At 54.8% G+C, this 17,252-nt stretch carries 13 protein-coding genes and 2 pseudogenes; 7 read left to right on the forward strand and 8 right to left on the reverse strand.

Translation table 11 applies throughout. The features are described 5' to 3' along the window. Positions 1 to 6 precede the first annotated feature (6 nt). Positions 7 to 244 (forward strand): annotated as a pseudogene (locus tag BTJ39_RS25385) (recombinase family protein); the annotation flags it as partial. Continuing rightward, positions 241 to 1,067: pseudogene (locus BTJ39_RS03955) on the forward strand (aminoglycoside phosphotransferase family protein). The pseudogenes BTJ39_RS25385 and BTJ39_RS03955, both read left to right, overlap by 4 nt. 201 nt (positions 1,068 to 1,268) lie before the next feature. Here the strand turns inward: BTJ39_RS03955 and BTJ39_RS03960 are convergent. Continuing rightward, positions 1,269 to 2,861 carry an ABC transporter substrate-binding protein gene (locus BTJ39_RS03960; RefSeq protein ID WP_078001379.1) on the reverse strand — a complete coding sequence of 531 codons (1,593 nt, stop codon included), beginning with the start codon at positions 2,859 to 2,861 and terminating at the stop codon, positions 1,269 to 1,271. Between the two features lie 204 nt (positions 2,862 to 3,065). Here BTJ39_RS03960 and pepT point away from each other — a divergent pair, with 204 nt between their 5' ends. Next, a complete protein-coding gene (gene pepT, locus BTJ39_RS03965; protein ID WP_078001380.1) occupies positions 3,066 to 4,304 on the forward strand; it encodes a peptidase T in 1,239 nt (412 codons plus the stop codon). 113 nt (positions 4,305 to 4,417) lie between these two features. Here the strand turns inward: pepT and BTJ39_RS03970 are convergent, their stop codons facing one another. After that, complete coding sequence (locus BTJ39_RS03970; RefSeq protein ID WP_078001381.1) at positions 4,418 to 5,194, reverse strand: transporter substrate-binding domain-containing protein; 777 nt, start codon at positions 5,192 to 5,194, stop codon at positions 4,418 to 4,420. A gap of 24 nt (positions 5,195 to 5,218) precedes the next feature. Then, positions 5,219 to 6,388 (reverse strand): methionine aminotransferase, encoded by a 1,170-nt coding sequence (locus BTJ39_RS03975; protein ID WP_078001382.1) that lies wholly within the window; start codon positions 6,386 to 6,388, stop codon positions 5,219 to 5,221. Between the two features lie 136 nt (positions 6,389 to 6,524). On the opposite strand from BTJ39_RS03975, the gene BTJ39_RS03980 reads away from it, so the two are divergent. Next, on the forward strand, positions 6,525 to 7,442 hold the full coding sequence (locus BTJ39_RS03980; RefSeq protein WP_078001383.1) for a LysR family transcriptional regulator: 918 nt from the start codon (positions 6,525 to 6,527) through the stop codon (positions 7,440 to 7,442). Here BTJ39_RS03980 and BTJ39_RS03985 read toward each other — a convergent pair. Continuing rightward, positions 7,364 to 9,028 (reverse strand): methyl-accepting chemotaxis protein, encoded by a 1,665-nt coding sequence (locus BTJ39_RS03985; protein ID WP_078001384.1) that lies wholly within the window; start codon positions 9,026 to 9,028, stop codon positions 7,364 to 7,366. The genes BTJ39_RS03980 and BTJ39_RS03985 overlap by 79 nt on opposite strands. Positions 9,029 to 9,260: 232 nt before the next feature. Then, positions 9,261 to 10,790, reverse strand: coding sequence for a carboxylesterase/lipase family protein (locus tag BTJ39_RS03990; protein ID WP_078001385.1), 1,530 nt, complete (start codon positions 10,788 to 10,790; stop codon positions 9,261 to 9,263). Between the two features lie 193 nt (positions 10,791 to 10,983). Between BTJ39_RS03990 and BTJ39_RS03995 the strand changes: the two genes are divergently transcribed. After that, entirely contained in the window at positions 10,984 to 11,418 is a 435-nt protein-coding gene (locus BTJ39_RS03995; protein ID WP_078001386.1) for a DoxX family protein, read from the forward strand. A 31-nt stretch (positions 11,419 to 11,449) separates the two neighbouring features. Here the strand turns inward: BTJ39_RS03995 and hglS are convergent, their stop codons facing one another. Further along, on the reverse strand, positions 11,450 to 12,796 hold the full coding sequence (gene hglS / locus BTJ39_RS04000) for a 2-oxoadipate dioxygenase/decarboxylase HglS (RefSeq protein ID WP_078001387.1): 1,347 nt from the start codon (positions 12,794 to 12,796) through the stop codon (positions 11,450 to 11,452). A 327-nt stretch (positions 12,797 to 13,123) separates the two neighbouring features. On the opposite strand from hglS, the gene BTJ39_RS04005 reads away from it, so the two are divergent. Continuing rightward, positions 13,124 to 14,047, forward strand: a complete 924-nt coding sequence (locus BTJ39_RS04005) for a LysR substrate-binding domain-containing protein (RefSeq protein ID WP_078001388.1) — start codon at positions 13,124 to 13,126, stop codon at positions 14,045 to 14,047. A gap of 3 nt (positions 14,048 to 14,050) precedes the next feature. On the opposite strand, the gene smrA is transcribed toward BTJ39_RS04005, so the two are convergent. Then, positions 14,051 to 14,617: a DNA endonuclease SmrA gene (smrA, locus tag BTJ39_RS04010; RefSeq protein ID WP_078001389.1), complete on the reverse strand. Its 567-nt coding sequence runs from the start codon at positions 14,615 to 14,617 to the stop codon at positions 14,051 to 14,053. Positions 14,618 to 14,727: 110 nt separating this feature from the next. Beyond that, positions 14,728 to 15,678 (reverse strand): sugar-binding transcriptional regulator, encoded by a 951-nt coding sequence (locus tag BTJ39_RS04015; RefSeq protein WP_078001390.1) that lies wholly within the window; start codon positions 15,676 to 15,678, stop codon positions 14,728 to 14,730. A gap of 176 nt (positions 15,679 to 15,854) precedes the next feature. Here BTJ39_RS04015 and dalD point away from each other — a divergent pair, with 176 nt between their 5' ends. Further along, the gene (gene dalD, locus BTJ39_RS04020; RefSeq protein ID WP_078001391.1) at positions 15,855 to 17,252 is read left to right on the forward strand and encodes a D-arabinitol 4-dehydrogenase; all 1,398 of its coding nucleotides are present in this window, start codon (positions 15,855 to 15,857) and stop codon (positions 17,250 to 17,252) included.

The following is a 17,252-nucleotide window of genomic DNA, read 5'->3' on the forward strand; positions in this document are numbered from 1 at the left end:
CCCACGCTGACCGCGATAATGTCGCACAAGGACTGGCGAGCCGCCGATAGCGGTAAAAACAGGGAGCATACTCCGAGCAAATATCGGGGTAAACAGGCTGATCATGGACAGCACCAGAAAGTGCTGTACTACCGACAGGTAAAAAACTCAGTAGCCGGGAAACAGCTAAGCTACAGGATACACCCCATGCCGGATATGCTGCATACAGTCCCTTTACCGACAAGGATATAAAAAAGAAACATGAATAAGTGCGTGTTCAGGCCCTGGCTAAGTCGCTGGAATCTGATTCCAGACGGTGCGCCTTTCATAACGCATTCGTCACAACTTCTCCCGGTTAAAACAGCTGCTGGTGGCATTAAAGCCATGCTAAAAATTACAGATGATAAGGATGAGCAAACCGGTAATGCACTTATGGCATGGTGGGAAGGAAACGGCGCAGCGCCGGTTATTGCTCATGAAAATGAGGCAATTCTTCTGGAGAGAGCTATGGGACTCACGTCTCTGTCTTCTATGTCCAGGCAAGGCCAGGACATAGAGGTTTGTCGTATTATATGCTTCACAGCAAACCGGTTGCATACATTTCAAAAACCAACGGAACTACAACTCAGGCCTCTCCATGACTGGTTTTCCGCATTAAAACCAGCCGCTCGAAAATATGGCGGTATACTCACTCATTGCTTTGAAATTTCAGAAAAATTGTTATCCACGCAACGTGATGTGGTTACATTACATGGCGACTTACATCATAGTAATGTTCTTAATTTTGGGGCATCAGGCTGGTTAGCGATTGATCCAAAAGGCCTAAAAGGTGAGCGGGATTCGACTATGCCAATATTTTTACAAACCCGGACCTTAGTAATCCAATTCCCGAAATAGCCGTTGTGCCAAAAATATTTAAACAGAGACTTAATATTGTTACCGAAGCTTCGGATCTGGATAGAAAGCGGCTTCTTATGTGGATCAGCGCATGGTGTGGACTCTCAGCAGCATGGTCGTTGGAAAGCAACGACACTGTATCTGTCACAACGAAAATAGCAGAGCTGGCAATATCTGAACTGCACCAGTGAACCGAGAGTTCACGTTAATCTATGCGATTAAAATTTAGCTTTGACGTACAATAATTTTCGATATCCAAACTAATCCCTTCACGCAGACCGGACGATAAACGCCCCTGCCAGTGCTGAAAACGGAATGAAAAAGGTCGCCCGCAGGCGACCAGGAATCATTATTTCAATAGGTTAAACAAACCTACAAGTTATATCGCCGCGCTATTTAACCGCCACTTGATAAAAAATATGTTTACCAAAGGGGTCAACGGCGTAGCCGCTAACCTCTTTGCGCACCGGCTCAAAAATCGTCGAGTGCGCGATCATCACCGCCGGTGCCTGATCGTGCATCATCTGCTGCGCTTCGGTATACATAGCAACGCGCTTCTGGTGGTCTTGTTCGGCGCGTGCTTTGGTGATCAGCTCGTCAAAGGGTTTGTAGCACCATTTCGAGGAGTTGGAACCGCCGTTAGCCGAGGTGCAGCTGAATAGCGGCCCGAAGAAATTATCCGGGTCGCCGGTTGCCGTGGTCCAGCCCATCAGTGCTGCCTGGTGTTCGCCGCCCTTCACTCTTTTTAGATACTCGCCCCATTCGAAGCTGACGATTTTGGCATTCACGCCCACCTTAGCCCAGTCAGCCTGGATGATTTCGGCCATGCGCCGGGCGTTAGGATTATAGGGGCGTTGCACCGGCATCGCCCACAGCTCGACCACGGTGCCGGGCTTGAGCCCCGCCTCTTTAAGCAACGCTTTGGCTTTTTCCGGATCGTAGTCATAATCTTTCAGCTTTTCATCTGCGCTCCAGACGCCGGGCGGTAACAGATTTTTCGCTACGGTGCCGGTTCCCTGGAATACCGCTTTAATAATGGCCAGCTTGTTGATGGCCATGGTCAGCGCCTGACGAACTTTGACGTTATCAAACGGCGCTTTTTGGGTATTGAAAGCCAGAAAACCGGTGTTAAGTCCCGATTTTTGCATCAGCGTAACGTCTTTATTCTCTCGCATGCGCGGCAGATCGGCGGGATTGGGGAACGGCATCACCTGGCATTCACCTTTTTCCAGCTTGGCATAACGCACCGCCGCGTCGGGCGTGATGCTAAATACCAGGCGGTCGCTGGCCGCTTTGCCCTGCCAGTACTGCGGAAACGCTTTATACAGAATGCGCGCGTCTTTCTGATACTGCACCAGCTCAAAGGGGCCGGTGCCAATAGGATCCATATCGACTTTCTCTGGCGTCCCCGCTTTCAGCATCGCGTCGGCATATTCTTTCGACAAAATTGAAGCAAAGTACCATGCCAGATCGGCGAGAAAAGGCGCTTCAGCGTGCGCGAGGGTAATGCGCACCGTATGGTCATCAACCTTTTCAATTTTTTTCAGTAAAGTACCGAACTCAAGGCTCTCGAAGTTGGTATATGTACCACCAGAAACTTTGTGGTAGGGGTTGTTCGGATCTTTCTGGCGCATCAGAGAGAAAATAACATCGTCGGCGTTAAAATCACGCTGAGGGTTAAATGATTTATTGCTATGGAACTTCACACCCTGGCGTAAATGAAAGGTATAAACTGTGCCGTCCGGACTAATATCCCAGCTCTCAGCCAGTGAAGGCACCAGCTCGGTGGTGCCGGTTTTAAAATCCACCAGTCGGTTATAAACCGTCTCTGCGCTGGCATCAACGCTGGTGCCTGAAGTATAAAGCTGCGGATTAAAACTTTCCGGGGAACCCTCTGAACAATAGACCAGCGTTTTAGCAGAGGCGGCGCAGCTCGCCGCCAGCGCCAGGGCTGTCAGCGTGGTTTGTAGTAATCTTTTTTTCATCAGGTATCTCGCTTTTTATAGGATTTGTCGCAGCAAATATAAAACGCGTTGCTATCTGGTTAATTCATAACACGCTTTCGCCGTGTACAAAATGAGAAATTATCACAGAAAATAACAATGAGTTATGGTTTGCAATTCACGTTATGATACTTAATCGATTTATTTACATCTGCGAATGACAACCTGATAAATAAGGACCGACCAATGAGCGATTGCCTGTCCCGTCAACTTACCGAACGTTTTTACCGCTATCTGGCGGTAACCAGCCAAAGTAACGCCGCATCAACCTCACTGCCCAGCACGCCGGAACAGCATGAGATGGCAGCGTTGCTGGCAAAGGAACTGCGTGAATTTGGGCTCAGCAACGTGGTAATTGATGAACATGCAACCGTCACCGCCGTTAAGCCCGGTAACGTTAAGGGTGCGCCGCGCATTGGTTTTATCACCCACATTGATACCGTGGACGTTGGGCTTTCACCGCATATCCATCCGCAAACCCTGCGCTTTGAAGGTAAGGATCTCTGCCTTAACGCTCAGCAGAATATCTGGCTGCGTGTGGCGCAACATCCGGAAATCGCCCCCTATCAGGGACAGGATATTATTTTCAGCGACGGTACCAGCGTACTCGGCGCCGATAATAAAGCCGCAGTCACCGTCGTCATGACGCTGCTGGAAAATCTTGCCGATGACACGCCGCACGGCGATATCGTGGTCGCTTTTGTGCCTGATGAGGAAATCGGGCTGCGTGGCGCTAAGGCGCTCGATCTGGAAAATCGCTTCAAGGTTGATTTTGCCTGGACCATTGATTGCTGTGAGCTGGGAGAAGTGGTGTATGAAAACTTCAACGCTGCCGCTGCTGAAATCCACTTTACCGGCGTCACCGCGCATCCGATGTCGGGCAAGGGCGTGCTGGTGAATCCGCTGCTAATGGCCCATGACTTTATCAGCCATTTCGATCGCCAGCAGACACCGGAACATACTGAAGGTCGTGAAGGCTATATCTGGTTTAACGATCTGCAAGCCGGCCCGGCTGAGGCGCGGCTGAAGGCCTCGATTCGCGATTTTGATCTTACGAGTTTTGCGGCGCGCAAAAAACAGTTGCAGGAGGTCGCCGACAAGATTGCCGCAGCCTATCCCACCGGCAGCGTGACAATTGAGATCAGCGATACCTACAGCAATATCAGCAACGCTATTGGTGAAGATCGCCGTGCGGTAGAGCTGATTTTTTCCGCCCTTGAGCAGCTGGAGATTGCGCCGAAGGTGATTGCGATGCGCGGCGGCACCGATGGTGCGGCGCTGTCAGCCAAAGGAATAGTCACGCCTAACTTTTTCACCGGAGCGCATAATTTCCATTCACGCTTTGAGTTCCTGCCGGTTCCCTCTTTTGTGAAGTCATATCAGGTGGCGCGCCGCCTGTGCGAGCTGGCGGCGAAGTCCCGCTGAATAGCAGCGACGCCGGCAGTTAGTTATAGCGCTGATTGGCTGAAAGATAATCACCGCCGTTACTCTGCCAGATAAAAAAAGCCAGGAGGCTTCCTGGCTTGATTCTATGCCGTTTATTTCGCGCGTACGTCAATGCCAGGGAAGAACTTCGCGGCCAGCCTGGTGACGGTGCCGTCGCTCTGTACTTTGGTGATTGCCGCATCCAGCTGCCCTTTCAGCTTCGCATCGCCTTTACGCAGGCCAAAGCCGATACCGGAGCCGAGAATAGCGTCATCTTCCACCGGCTTGCCAATAAAGGCGAAGCCTTTACCCTGGGGCTTATCGAGAAAGCCTGACTGTCCTGCGGCTGACATAACCAGGGTGCCATCAAGGCGCCCGGCCAGCATATCGTTGTAGACCTGGTTTTGGTCCTGGTACGGGGTGACGGTGACGCCCTGCGATTCCCAGTGCTGCTTGGCGTAGGTTTCCTGAATTGATCCTTGCAGTACGCCGATGTTTTTACCTTTCAGTCCCTGAGCCGTCGGCTGCATATTGCTGCCTGCTTTACCCACCAGCTGTGAAGGAATGCGGTAAATAGGTTTGGTGAAATCGATGCTTTTTTCCCGCTGCGCGGTGATATTCATGGCTGAGTTAATGGCATCGAATTTCTTAGCCTGCAACGCGGGGATTAGCGCATCAAAGCTGCTTTCAACCCAGTCGCATTTGAGCTGAGCTGCCTGGCAAATGGCTTTACCCAGTTCGACATCAAAACCTTCCAGTTCGCCTTTGGCATTACGGCTTTCAAACGGCGGGTATTGCGATTCCAGACCATAGCGCAGGGTTTCCTGCGCCAGGGCCGATAGAGATGTCAGCATACCGGCCGCCAGCAACATCAGATGGACTTTTTTCATCTATTTCCCCTTACAGTATTGTTATTAGCGCGGCGTAACCTGGCACAAAGCCCGGGCGCCGGCGCGTAGAGTTGCCTCATCCCTGGCAAACGAAAGGCGGATTATTTTATTATCCGTACCGTCGCTGTAAAACGCGGAGAGCGGGATTGTCGCCACGCCGTAATCAACAATAAGACGTTTTACCATGTCACTGTCGCTTTCATCACTGAAATCTGCATAGCTGGCTAACATAAAAAAGGAGCCGGCGGACGGCAGCAATTGAAACGGTGAGTCCTGTAGCAATTCCTGCAGTTTATCCCGCTTTTGCTGATAGAAAGCCCCTAGCCCAAGATAGTTTTGCGCGTCCTGCAAATAGCGGGCAAAAGCGACCTGCATCGGCGTATCGGCGGCATACATCAAAAACTGATGAACTTTGAGGATCTCCTCCATCAATGCCGCCGGCGCCAGACAATATCCGACGCGCCAGCCGGTGACGTGGAACGTCTTGCCGAAGGACGAGATAATAATGCTGCGCTGCGCCAGTTCGGCGTGCGTGGCCATGCCATGATGCTGGCGGCCATCAAACAGAATATGTTCGTACACTTCGTCAGAGAGAATAACGATATTGCTGTTGCGCACAATGGCCGCCAGCCGCTGTAAATCTTCGGCGCTTAGTACCTGCGCACTGGGATTATGCGGCGTGTTTATCACGATCATGCGCGTACGCGGGGTAATCGCCGCCTGCAATGCATCCCAGTCGATCGCAAACTCTGGCACCGCCAGCTTTAACGCCACCGGCGTGGCCCCCTGCAAGCGGATAACCGGTCCATAGCTGTCGAACGCAGGCTCAAAGAAAATGACCTCATCACCCGGGTGAACCAGCGCGGAAATCGCGGCATAAATCCCCTCGCTGGCGCTGGCTGTTACCAGAATTTCAGCGGCGGCATCATAGTGAGTACCGTATAAAGCGGCGACTTTTTCCGCCAGCGCCTGCTTAAGCGCCGGATGCCCGGTCATCGACGCATACTGGTTTTGTCCGTCTTTCATCGCCTGACAAACCAGTTCAACCAGCGCCGGGTCACAGGGAAAATCCGGCGCGCCCTGCGACAGGTTAATCGCCTGATGGCGGGCTGAGAGCGCGCCGATTACCGAAAATATGGTGGTGCCGACATCAGGCAGTTTGGAACGCAGATGTACGCTGGAGGCAAGGGTCATAGTTACTCCTGGAAACGACGCGATAAAGGTACGCCATCAGGCGTTATAACACGCTATTCAAAAAGCTACGGCTTGAGGCGACAAGCGAATTGTTGTCATAATAGCTATGATTTTTTTTCATAACTCAGGGTCCCTGATGCCACGCGACGCTCTGCCACTTAATGCCATTCATGCTTTTCTGATAACGGCCAGACATCAGAACCTGACCCATGCCGCGCAGGAGCTATGCATCACTCAGGGCGCGGTAAGTCGTAAAATCGCCGCACTGGAGCAGTGGCTCGGTTTTAGCCTGTTTGAACGCCACGCCCGCGGACTGCGGCTGACCCTGCAAGGCAGCGCGCTACTGCCGGAGCTGCGCAGCGGCTATCTCCTGATGGAGCGAGCGCTGCAGCTGGCTAGCCAGCAGCAGGTTCCTTTGCGACTTCGGGCACCAACCTGCGCCCTGCGCTGGCTGCTGCCCCGGCTGATGACGCTGGAAAAATCGCACCCGGCGCTGCACGTGGCGCTGACCACCACCCTTGAGCACCGTAATCAGCTCGATCAGTTCGATGCGGCAATTGTTTACGGTCCTCCACAGCCGGCGGCGCTGTGCCTGTTTGAAGAATATCTGACGCCGGTAATGGCGCCAAACCTGATGCTGAGCCAGCCGACCCGGCCCCAGCATCTGAACGGGCTGACCTTTCTTCATCCCGGCGCTGACGCCACCGACTGGCGACTGTGGCTGGGCGCTGAAAGTGACAACGTCACCATGAGCCGGAATCAACATTTTTCTACCATGGATTTAGCGATTGGCGCCGCAATTGAGGGCTTTGGCGTGACGGTCGCCGATGTGACGCTGGTAGCGGGAGATATTGCGGCAAACAGATTAATTGCGCCTTTTAGTCAGCGCGTGAGAACCGGAGCGGTTTACAGTCTGATTGTGCGCCCGGCAGGCCAGGCGCACTGGTTACAGGAAGTGCTACAGCAGCATCTTTGTCAAAACGCCACCCACTCATCGCTGGAGTTGGCCGCCAGCGATGCCGGTTTCGGCGCTGACTTGCCCGGCAGTCGCTGAGGTAGCGGCGCAGCGGACAGCGCTTTTTCATCGTTGCCAAGGCGGAAACGGGCAACGGACTGCGTCAGGTTGACGGTCTGCTGTTCCAGCGCATTGGCGGCGGAAGCCATCTCCGAAACCAGCGACGCGTTCTGCTGCGTTACCCGGTCCATTTCATTGACGGCCGTTCCGACCTGACCAATACCTTTGCTTTGCTCTTCCGAAGCGGCAGCAATCTGTTTCATTATGTCGGTGACCGCGCTGACCGCAGTTAACATCTCTTCCATCACGGCGCCCGCGTCGTTAACCAGCCGGTTGCCGTTATCCACCCTGGCGACCGAATCGGCGATCAGCGAGCCTATCTCTTTCGCGGCATTGGCGCTGCGCTGCGCCAGGTTACGAACCTCGCTGGCGACCACGGCAAAGCCGCGCCCCTGTTCGCCCGCTCTGGCCGCTTCCACCGCGGCGTTGAGTGCCAGAATATTAGTCTGGAAAGCAATGCTGTTAATGACGTTAGTGATATCAGCAATTTTATGGGCGCTGCCGGCGATCCCTTCCATCGTGACCACCACGTCCTGCACTAACTGCCCGCCTTTACTGGCGGTTACCGAGGCCGTATCGGCCAGCTCGCTGGCCTGGCGCGCGTTCTCCGCATTGAATTTCACCGTCGCGGTCAGCTGCTCCATGCTAGCAGCGGTTTCCTCCAGCGCTGCAGCCTGCTGTTCGGTGCGCGAAGAGAGGTCGTGGTTACCGCTGGAAATGCTGCTCGCATCATGATGAATGCTGTCGCTGGCGGTACGAATGGTCCCTACCGCCTGACGCAGACTCTGCTGCATTGAGCTTAACAGCGGCACCAGTTTACCGACGCAGTTTCGGCCAAACTCTTCCATTGGCTGGGTTAAATCGCCTTCGGCGATCAGGGTGAACTGATGGCGGATCTTCGCCAGCGGACGTACCAGTATATTGACCAGATAGCGATCGGTGAAAATCAGAATCAGCACGCCAATAGCCACGCCGAGCATCAGTGCCGCCTTGGTAAAGTAGATGCGCCGATCGACATCCACGCGCGTTTTTTCCAGCGCGACGCTGGTCGCCTTATTAAATTTTTCAATTTCGGCGCCGAAATCGCGGCTCAGCGCTGGTGTCACTTCATTTGCCTGCTGACGATAGGCCGTCAGGTCGTCCTGCTGCGCAAGGCGCATCTGCGGCAGGATGCCATCATTGAGCAGCTTCTCCCAGCGGTCGATAACCGACTGAGAAAGTTCAGCATTCAGGGAGGAGGAAGACTGGGCTTTAAACTCATTCAGCCGTTGTACCATGCCATCCAGCGCGCTTTGAGCGGCATTGATGCTATCGACTGAGGGCGTTTTACCCGCTTCGCGCATCCCGACAACCCGATAGAGACGCGTGATAAAGCGGAAATATTGATCGTTACCGCGGCTGAGCGTGGTCATTTGCGCCACCAGCTGGCGATCGATGTTATTACCGGTGCTCATCGCATCAAGCGCGTTCACACTATAAAAACCTACCCCGCACCAGAGTAAACAGAACAGTCCGAGCATCCACAGCATAACGCTGCGAATAGTAAAATTTTTTAGAATTCTCATGGCATTACCGTCCTTACGACAATGTGATGTCAGGTCGTCACTTAGACCTCAAACACCTATATCGGCAAATTCAGCCAAAGCCGTATGAAAATTCAGAAGAGTTTTTCTTAACTAAAAAAAGTATCCCCGGTGAGGATGATTAGTTAACCATATGAATTTTATCAATATAAATTAATTTCCAAAGGTTAATATTGCTTGATGATATGAATTAACATTAATAGCACGTTAACGTTTAGTGATGAAGATGCACAAGCGCGCGCATCAACAGGCGGAAAATTTGCATGCGCCGCAGCATAAAGCGCCGCTCCAGATTACAGCCCGCCCGACCGCGATCGCCAATACGTAGCGTCAGATCGCCGGCGCCCGGATGCCATGCCGGCCAGTCGACGTATCCCTCCAGCTTTGAGGAAAAAGGCGTGGCGTAGCGGGCAAATGCCAGCCAGTAGCCGCTGACCTGCTTTGCCATCTGGCGGTCGCCCTCGGTAAAAGGCCGCAGCGCCATCTCTGCGCTGAGATTATCAAGGGAGTTAAACACATAGGGGATTTCATTGCCGTGCCATGCGCCATCAGGATAGATATCGCGAGAATTTTCCGAGACATAATCAAAATAATAACGCCAGCCGGGGATCCCCGCTTTATGCTGCGCCAGCGCCATAATATACCCCATGCAGGTGAACGTAAGATCCCGCGCCAGCAGGCGTCCAAGCGCCTGATCGTCATACAGGCCGCCATACAGCGCGCGCAATAGTTTTAGCAGCAGCCGTCGCTTGTCGCGCAGCCTGCTGACGGCGGTGGCCGGATCGATGCCGAAATAGCTCAGTACGCTGGCTTCATCGCTATTGCTTCCGACCATCAGGGGGAGCGGCTGCTGTAAACCACGGGCAAAAACCTCCAGCATCGGCTGCGGCAGCACCCGGTCACCGCTGATAGCGACCGGGCCATTAGCCATTGCCCGATCCAGCGGCCAGAAGGCATCAGCAGGCAGCGCTCGCAGCTGCTCTGCGCTGGCGTTGTGCAAGTTGAAATGGCGTGCCAGACGCTGCCCTTTCTCCAGCGCCTGTTCGCGCGTGCTGTCCGGCAGCGCGTAAGCGCTCTGAGCAATGCCTTTATGAAACAGCCCCGTTGCCAGCGGTGAAGCAAACAGCGACAGCACGCTACGCGCACCGGAGGATTCGCCAAACAGGGTGACGTTATGCTTGTCGCCGCCAAACGCCTCAATATTACGCTGCACCCACATCAGCGCGGTTATCTGATCGAGTAAGGCAAAATTATTCACCGGCGTTTCGCCATCATATTCAGCATCCAGCGCCGGATGCGCGAAAAATCCCAGATGGCCAAGGCGGTAATTGATGGTGACGATGACGACGCCCTCAGCGGCAAGCGGTGCGCCAACATAGGGAGGCAGGCCGCCGGAGCCAACGGCGAAGCCGCCGCCGTGAAGCCATACCATTACCGGCATGGGGGTCGCGGGTTTCAGCTCGGGCGTCCAGAGGTTAAGGTAAAGACAATCTTCGCTGAAAGCGCCGGGGTCGCCGCCGCCGACCGCCGTGCAATATTCGCGGCTTTGCCAGCTGGCGCTGCCCCACTGCGTAGCATCACGCTCGCCCTGCCAGGGCGTGACCGCCTGCGGCGTGCGCCAGCGTAACGCGCCGGTGGGCGGGGCGGCGTAGGGAATACCTCTGAATACGAAAACATCGTCATCCATGGTGCCACGCAGAACGCCCTCTGCGGTTTCAATCCGACTGAAACGGGTCTGTCTCATGATCTATTCCATGCTGATTACAACCACCAGTATTTACACTGAGGCCCGACCTGTCCATAGCCGACGTCCATTTGCAGACTTTGCTGAAAATCCAGCCTGTTTCACTGAAAAAGATAATCAGGGAAATTGAGTGACATCACGGCGGATTTTCCACTAAATTCAATAGCGTGAAATTATAATTGAGGACTGTTTCATGTTTTCTGCGATTAATGGCGCTTTCAGCCGCCTTGCCGACCATCCGGATCTGGGTAAGCTTTTGCTGCGCCTGACTATTGGTATTTTGCTGCTGTTTCACGGTGTGTATAAAATTCAACATGGCGTGGGCTGGATAGGCCATATGCTTTCCGCCCACGGTTTACCCGCCTTTATCGCTTATGGCGCTTATATTGGCGAAGTCGTTGCGCCAGCGATGGTGATTATCGGCTTTCTTACCCGCCCGGCCGGCTTCATCATTGCGGTGAACCTGGTGGTCGCGGTGCTGCTGGTCGGTATGGGCCAGTGGACCCATCGCACCGGCGTGGGCGCCTGGGCGCTGGAAAGTGAAATGTTCTATTTTATGGGCGGCATTCTGATCATGCTGCTGGGCGCAGGCAAATATACCCTGATACGCGACGCCCGTTTGCAATAACAGGCCGCCGGGCGACGACGTCGCCCGGCGGTTATTTCCCCAGACATTCAGCCAGGCTTTGTTGCTGCAGCTCTTCATACAAGGCAATTTCATCAATCACCTGCGCGCCAAGCGCCTGTTCAAACTGCTCTCTGCTAGCTGCGCCCTGCGTTATCGATCTCGGCCCGTCAGCTAAATTTGACTGAAAGATACCAGCGGCGCTTACCGGTAAAAAATCTTCGTAAATCATCGGAGATGCTGACAGCAGCCCCTGATCGATCGCCCGCTGCGGATCCGTCAGTCCCGCCAGGCGCTCAGGATGACGCCGGCCATTCTCGGTAAGATAATACTGGAAAAAAGCCAGTCCCTGCTGGCGCAGGGTGATTTCGTTGTGGGGAAAGATGCTGAAGACTTCGCTCAGCCTGCGCTGATGGCTGAGGTTATCTTCACCCTGTCCTGCCTCGCGCAGCAGGCCGTCATACAGCGCCCGTCCTTTCGCCGTCAGGGCAACGCCGCGCTGTTCGATTTCACCAAAGCGAGCAGTGTGCGCGCCCTGCTCACCGCCGTGAAATCGCACCGGCTCTTCCAGCGCTTTAAAGCTGGTCTGGCGCAACAACAGCGGCACATCGCGACGCGGCGGCCCTTCAATCAGTGCTTTTGGCGTGATGCCGTAAGACGGCATCAGCGCCTGCACTCTGTCGATATCTAGCGTGCGCGGCGTCAGATGATTAATATGGCATCCGGGAAAGCAGACCACATCGGCAATCAGGCGATGCTGCGCGGCAAGCGCCCGATAGGTTTCACCGTCGACCGTTGTTTGCCCATGCCAGCGAAACGTCTCCAGCAGCTCCCGGATAAAGGACTGCGCCTGCGCCTCGTCCAGACCACCCTGCTGTTCACAGGTTTGCAGCAAAGCCTGGCATTGCGGCGTAAAAATATCCCGCTTAGCCAGAATCTGCCGTGCCTGCGCGCGTAGCGGCTGGCTTTCAATCAATTCCAGCCGCAGCAGTGAGGTAAACAAGCGAAACGGATTACGCTTTAACGCCGCGCGCTCTACCGGGCGAAAAGCCGTCGAGTGAACGGGCACGCCAGCTTGTGACAGATCATAATAGCCAACGGGGAACATGCCCATGACGGCAAATAGCCGGCGCAGCATATTCAGTTCTCCGGCGCTGCCTACGCGGATCGCGCCGTGGCGCTCAACGTTAAGGCGGGCCAGCTCGTCCTGAGATGCCAGCCTGTTACGCAGCGCCGGCTGTTGGCTCAGCACCTCGTCATTCACCTGCGCCACCAGCTTGAGCAACGTACCGTACTGCGGTACCTCCTGCTGGTACATGGCCGACATGGCTTGCGAGAAACCTTCACGAATGCTATCCGCTGTAACCCAGTTCTGATTCATTGCGCACCTCACCGCCGTGGTAATGCTGCAAGGTTAGAGGATCGCCATGCGCGCGTTGAAATTTATTGTGATTCTGTGAAGCCTGCCATTCTGCTATTGCCGTCGTTGACGGATAAACCATATCTTAAGGTAATCGTACTTAACATTAAGTGGTCGATGCTGACGACGAGTTTAATCAGAAAAAGGCATAGGCTCGCCGGTGTCAGCGCAGAGAAAGTGATGATAAAACGTGCAAACAGGCTGAATGTTAATTATATTTTGCAGTTAAGTTAACAAAACAAAGCAGCAAACCTTGCCGCCAGTTGGTCGATATCATTACTGTGAGTTATGGACAGAAATCACCTTTTCAATCAGCGCATTCGCCTGCGTCATCTGCATACCTTTGTCGCCGTTGCGCAACAGGGAACCTTAGGTCGTGCTGCAGAAACCCTTAGCCTCAGTCAGCCTGCGCTGTCTAAGACCCTTAACGAGCTGGAAGAATTAACCGGTACCCGTTTGCTGGATCGCGGTCGGCTGGGCGCGCAGCTGACCACGATGGGCGAGCAGTTTCTCACCCATGCCGTGCGGGTACTTGACGCCCTTAACCACGCCGGGCAGTCATTTAATCATACCGTAAATGAAGAGCCCGCCGTGCTGCGGCTCGGGGTGCTGACCACCGTCGCGCTGGGGATGCTGCCCTCGATTCTCGATCGCTTTCACCAGCAGCAGCCTAACACGCTGGTACAGGTCGCCACCCTGCATAATAACGTCCTGCTCGCCGGGCTAAAAGCTGATGAGTTTGATGTCGGTATTGGCCGTATGGCGGCGCCGGATCTTATGGCGGGATTAAGCTATGAGCTACTGTTTCTGGAATCGCTGAGGCTGGTCGTTCGTCCCGACCACCCTCTTTTAAGTGACAACGTAACGCTGTCGCGCGCCCTAAGCTGGCCGGTGGTTATCTCACCTGAAGGAACGGCCCCCAGACGCATTGCCGATAACATGCTGAAAGAGCAAGGCTGTCAGTTGCCTACAACCCTGGTGGAAACCTCGGCAACGTCGCTGGCACGCCAGCTGGCACTGCGCTATGACTATGTCTGGTTTGTGCCATCCGGCGCTATCAAAGAGGACCTGACGCACAACGCGCTGGCGGCGCTGCCTATCGCCTCTCACGGGCCGGGAGAACCGGTGGGTATCATCACCCGTTCCGGTCACCCGCTCAGCGTCGGGGCGGAGATTATGCTGGCCGCCATTCGTAAATCACACGCCGGCTGACGCTTAACGACTGTGCTTGGCATGGCGCTCACGATTTTCTTCACGCGCTCTGGCGCTTTTGCGCAATCCAACATAGCAGGCGCCGCCGCCGCCGTGCTGAGGCTGCGCCATACAAAAAGCCTGTACCTGGTCAAATTGCTGCAACCAGCGCGCCAGGTAGCTGCGCACTATATTGGCATGGGCTTCATTATCCCGGCCTTTACCATGAATAATTAACAAATTACGCAGGCTGTCTTTTTCTGCCTCACACAAAAAACGCCATAGCGACTGACGACAGTTTTCCACCGGCTGGCGCAGCAGGTTAAGGCTGGCATCCAGGGAATATTTGCCCAAACGCAGCTTATCCAGCACCCCTTGCTGGATGCCCTCCGCTTTGTACTCCAGCGGCATATTGCAGGGAATAATTTCCAGATACCCCCGCAGCAGGGGATTATCAAGCTGCTGTTCGTCGGGATGCGCACGCTGCGCACTGGCGGCGGGTGGTTTCATCCAGTGGATGCTGGCGCAATCTTTTAGCGGCGTGACGTCGCTCATTGCGTCGAGAAACAGGTCTTTATCGTCAAGGTTCATGGTTTTGCTCCCCCCGGCAATTATAGCGTGCAGCCAACAGGCTGCGATGTTTGCAGCCCGAAAGAGGTTATACCGTGGCGTGTAGCAAAAGGCTATGGCAGAAGAGCAGTTTACAACTGTGCAAGAGCGAAACGCGCGCTTTCTTCATCGGTAATCAGTCCGCTAATCCAGCCGCCTTTTAACACCGCGGTAATTGCCTGATGTTTTACTTTGCCGCCGGCAAAGGCAATCACCTCGCGGCCGGTGTTCGGCGTTAGCGTGACGCTGGTCAGCCGCTCATCCAGTTCACTGGCCACCCGCTTGCCATCTTCGCCGATAAAGTGGCCGATCATTTCTGCTACCACATGCTGCTGCTTAAGGCGTTCTACCTGCGGATCGCTGATAAAACCGTCGACGTTCAATGGGCAGCCGGCATCAACGTTACCAATTCCGATAAACATCACGTTCGCCCTGCGCGCCTGATCGGTCACCGTACGATAAATTCGGTGATTGCACCACAGATCGCGATCTTCAGCGCTATCGGCATACAGCGGCGCCGGCAGGATAAAATAACGGCCCTGGGTTTTCTCCGCCATCCACAAAGGAACGTCATAGCGGGTACAGGCACCGTCGCTGGCGATCGCCCCGATGAGCGATACGCAGCTATGCTGAGGGGCGTCAAATTCAGGTAGCTCGTCAATGGTTGCGCGCAGCATGCGCCCGGAACCAACCGCGATGATTTGCGGCTGCGGCAGGCGCAGCGTCTGGGCCATCACCTCGGCGCCCGCCACGGCAATCATTTTTTGCAATCCCTGCCCCTCGTGCTCTCCGGCAGGCACCACCTGACACACCGACAGACCGTAGCGGGTCTTCAACTGTTCAGCCAGATCCATGCAGGTTGCCACCGGATGCTGGATATGTACGCTTACCAATCCCTGCTCTGAAGCCATCGCCACCAGACGCTGGGCCACCTGGCGTGAAACCCCTAGCTTTTCGGCAATATCCTGCTGAGTTTCACCGGCAATGTAATACATCCAGGCTGCGCGGGCTGCCTGGTCGAGTTTTCTGTCATATTTGCTCATGGTGATTCCGTCTTAACGCCTTGATTCATCCTGCTCTGAATATTTGCCCACGCAATGGGCAAAAGTAAAAAATGTGATCCTGCCCGCAGACAGCCTGCGATGAAATGCTCAGTCTATAGTCATATCAGGCAAAAGCCCAACCATGGAGCAAATGCCCAATCTCCGAGGACGCAGTTATGACAAGCGAAACACACATCTGGATGCACATCGGCGCAGGTTCTTTTCATCGGGCTCATCAGGCCTGGTATCTTCACCGGCTACTGCAACAGGGCGACAATCGTTGGCACATCGCACTCAGCAATATCCGCGATGATGCAAATCCTTTACTGTCCGCCCTGGCCAGCCAGCGGGGTGAATACACGCTGGAAACCGTCACCCCTGAAGGCGTACGCGAATACGAAAAAATCACCTCAATTAAAAAGATCATTCCCTGGGACAAAGAGCTGGCGGCGATGGTCGCTCAGGGGGCCGATAGCGCCACCCGGGTTATTGCCTTTACCGTTACCGAGGGCGGCTATTATCTCGATACCCAGCATCAACTCGACCCGCGCCACCCCGATATCCAGGCCGATCTGGCAGGTGATGCACGCACGCTTTACGGTGCGCTGACCCGGGTATTACAGGCGCGTATGGCCGCCCATGGTAACCCGGTAACGCTGCTCAGCTGCGATAACCTGCGACATAATGGCGAACGTTTCCGTCGCGGCTTCCTGACATTCCTGAAATTGCGCGGTGAAAGCGCCTTGCTGAACTGGGTAGAGAGCCAAACCCGCTCTCCCAACACCATGGTCGATCGCATTACTCCCCGCCCGACCGCCGACATTGCGCCGCGCGTTAAGGCCGCCAGCGGATTCGATGATAAGGCGCCGGTGATGGGCGAAGCCTTTATTCAATGGGTTATTGAAGACGACTTTATCGCCGGTCGTCCGGCGCTGGAGAACGTTGGCGTGGAGCTGGTTGATTCCGTGCTGCCGTTTGAAGAGGCTAAAATCCGCATTCTCAATGCCAGCCACAGCTGCATTGCCTGGGCCGGCACCCTGGTGGGCCAGTCTTATATTCATCAGAGCACCCAGACCGCGGAAATCCGTGAAATGGCCTGGGAATACGTGACGCAGGATGTCATTCCCTCGCTGACGCCCAGCCCGCTCGAGCTGGAAGCCTATCGTGACGTGGTGCTTTCACGCTTTTCCAATCCCTACATTCGCGATACCAACCAGCGCGTTGCTGCCGACGGTCTGTCGAAAATCCCCGGATTTATTACCCCGACGCTAATGGAGTGCTATCAGCGCGGCGCGACGCCCCGCGCGACCGCCGTGTTGCCCGCGCTTTTTTATCTGTTCTTGCAACGCTGGCAGCAAGATTCTCTGCCGTATGAATACCAGGATGGCGTACTGGACGCCGCGGCTCTGCGCGCGCAGCTGCGTCAGCCCGATGCCTTGCAGCGTTATGCTGCCGATCAGGCGCTATTTGGCGAGCTGGCGCACAGCCAGGCCTTCGCTACCCTACTTCAGGAAACCGTTGAAAGTCTTAGTTCATGGGCCCGTCAGCCTCAGCCGGTTGCTGAAGAAGAATAA

This window comes from Izhakiella australiensis (assembly GCF_002006995.1).
Lineage (GTDB): Bacteria > Pseudomonadota > Gammaproteobacteria > Enterobacterales > Enterobacteriaceae > Izhakiella > Izhakiella australiensis.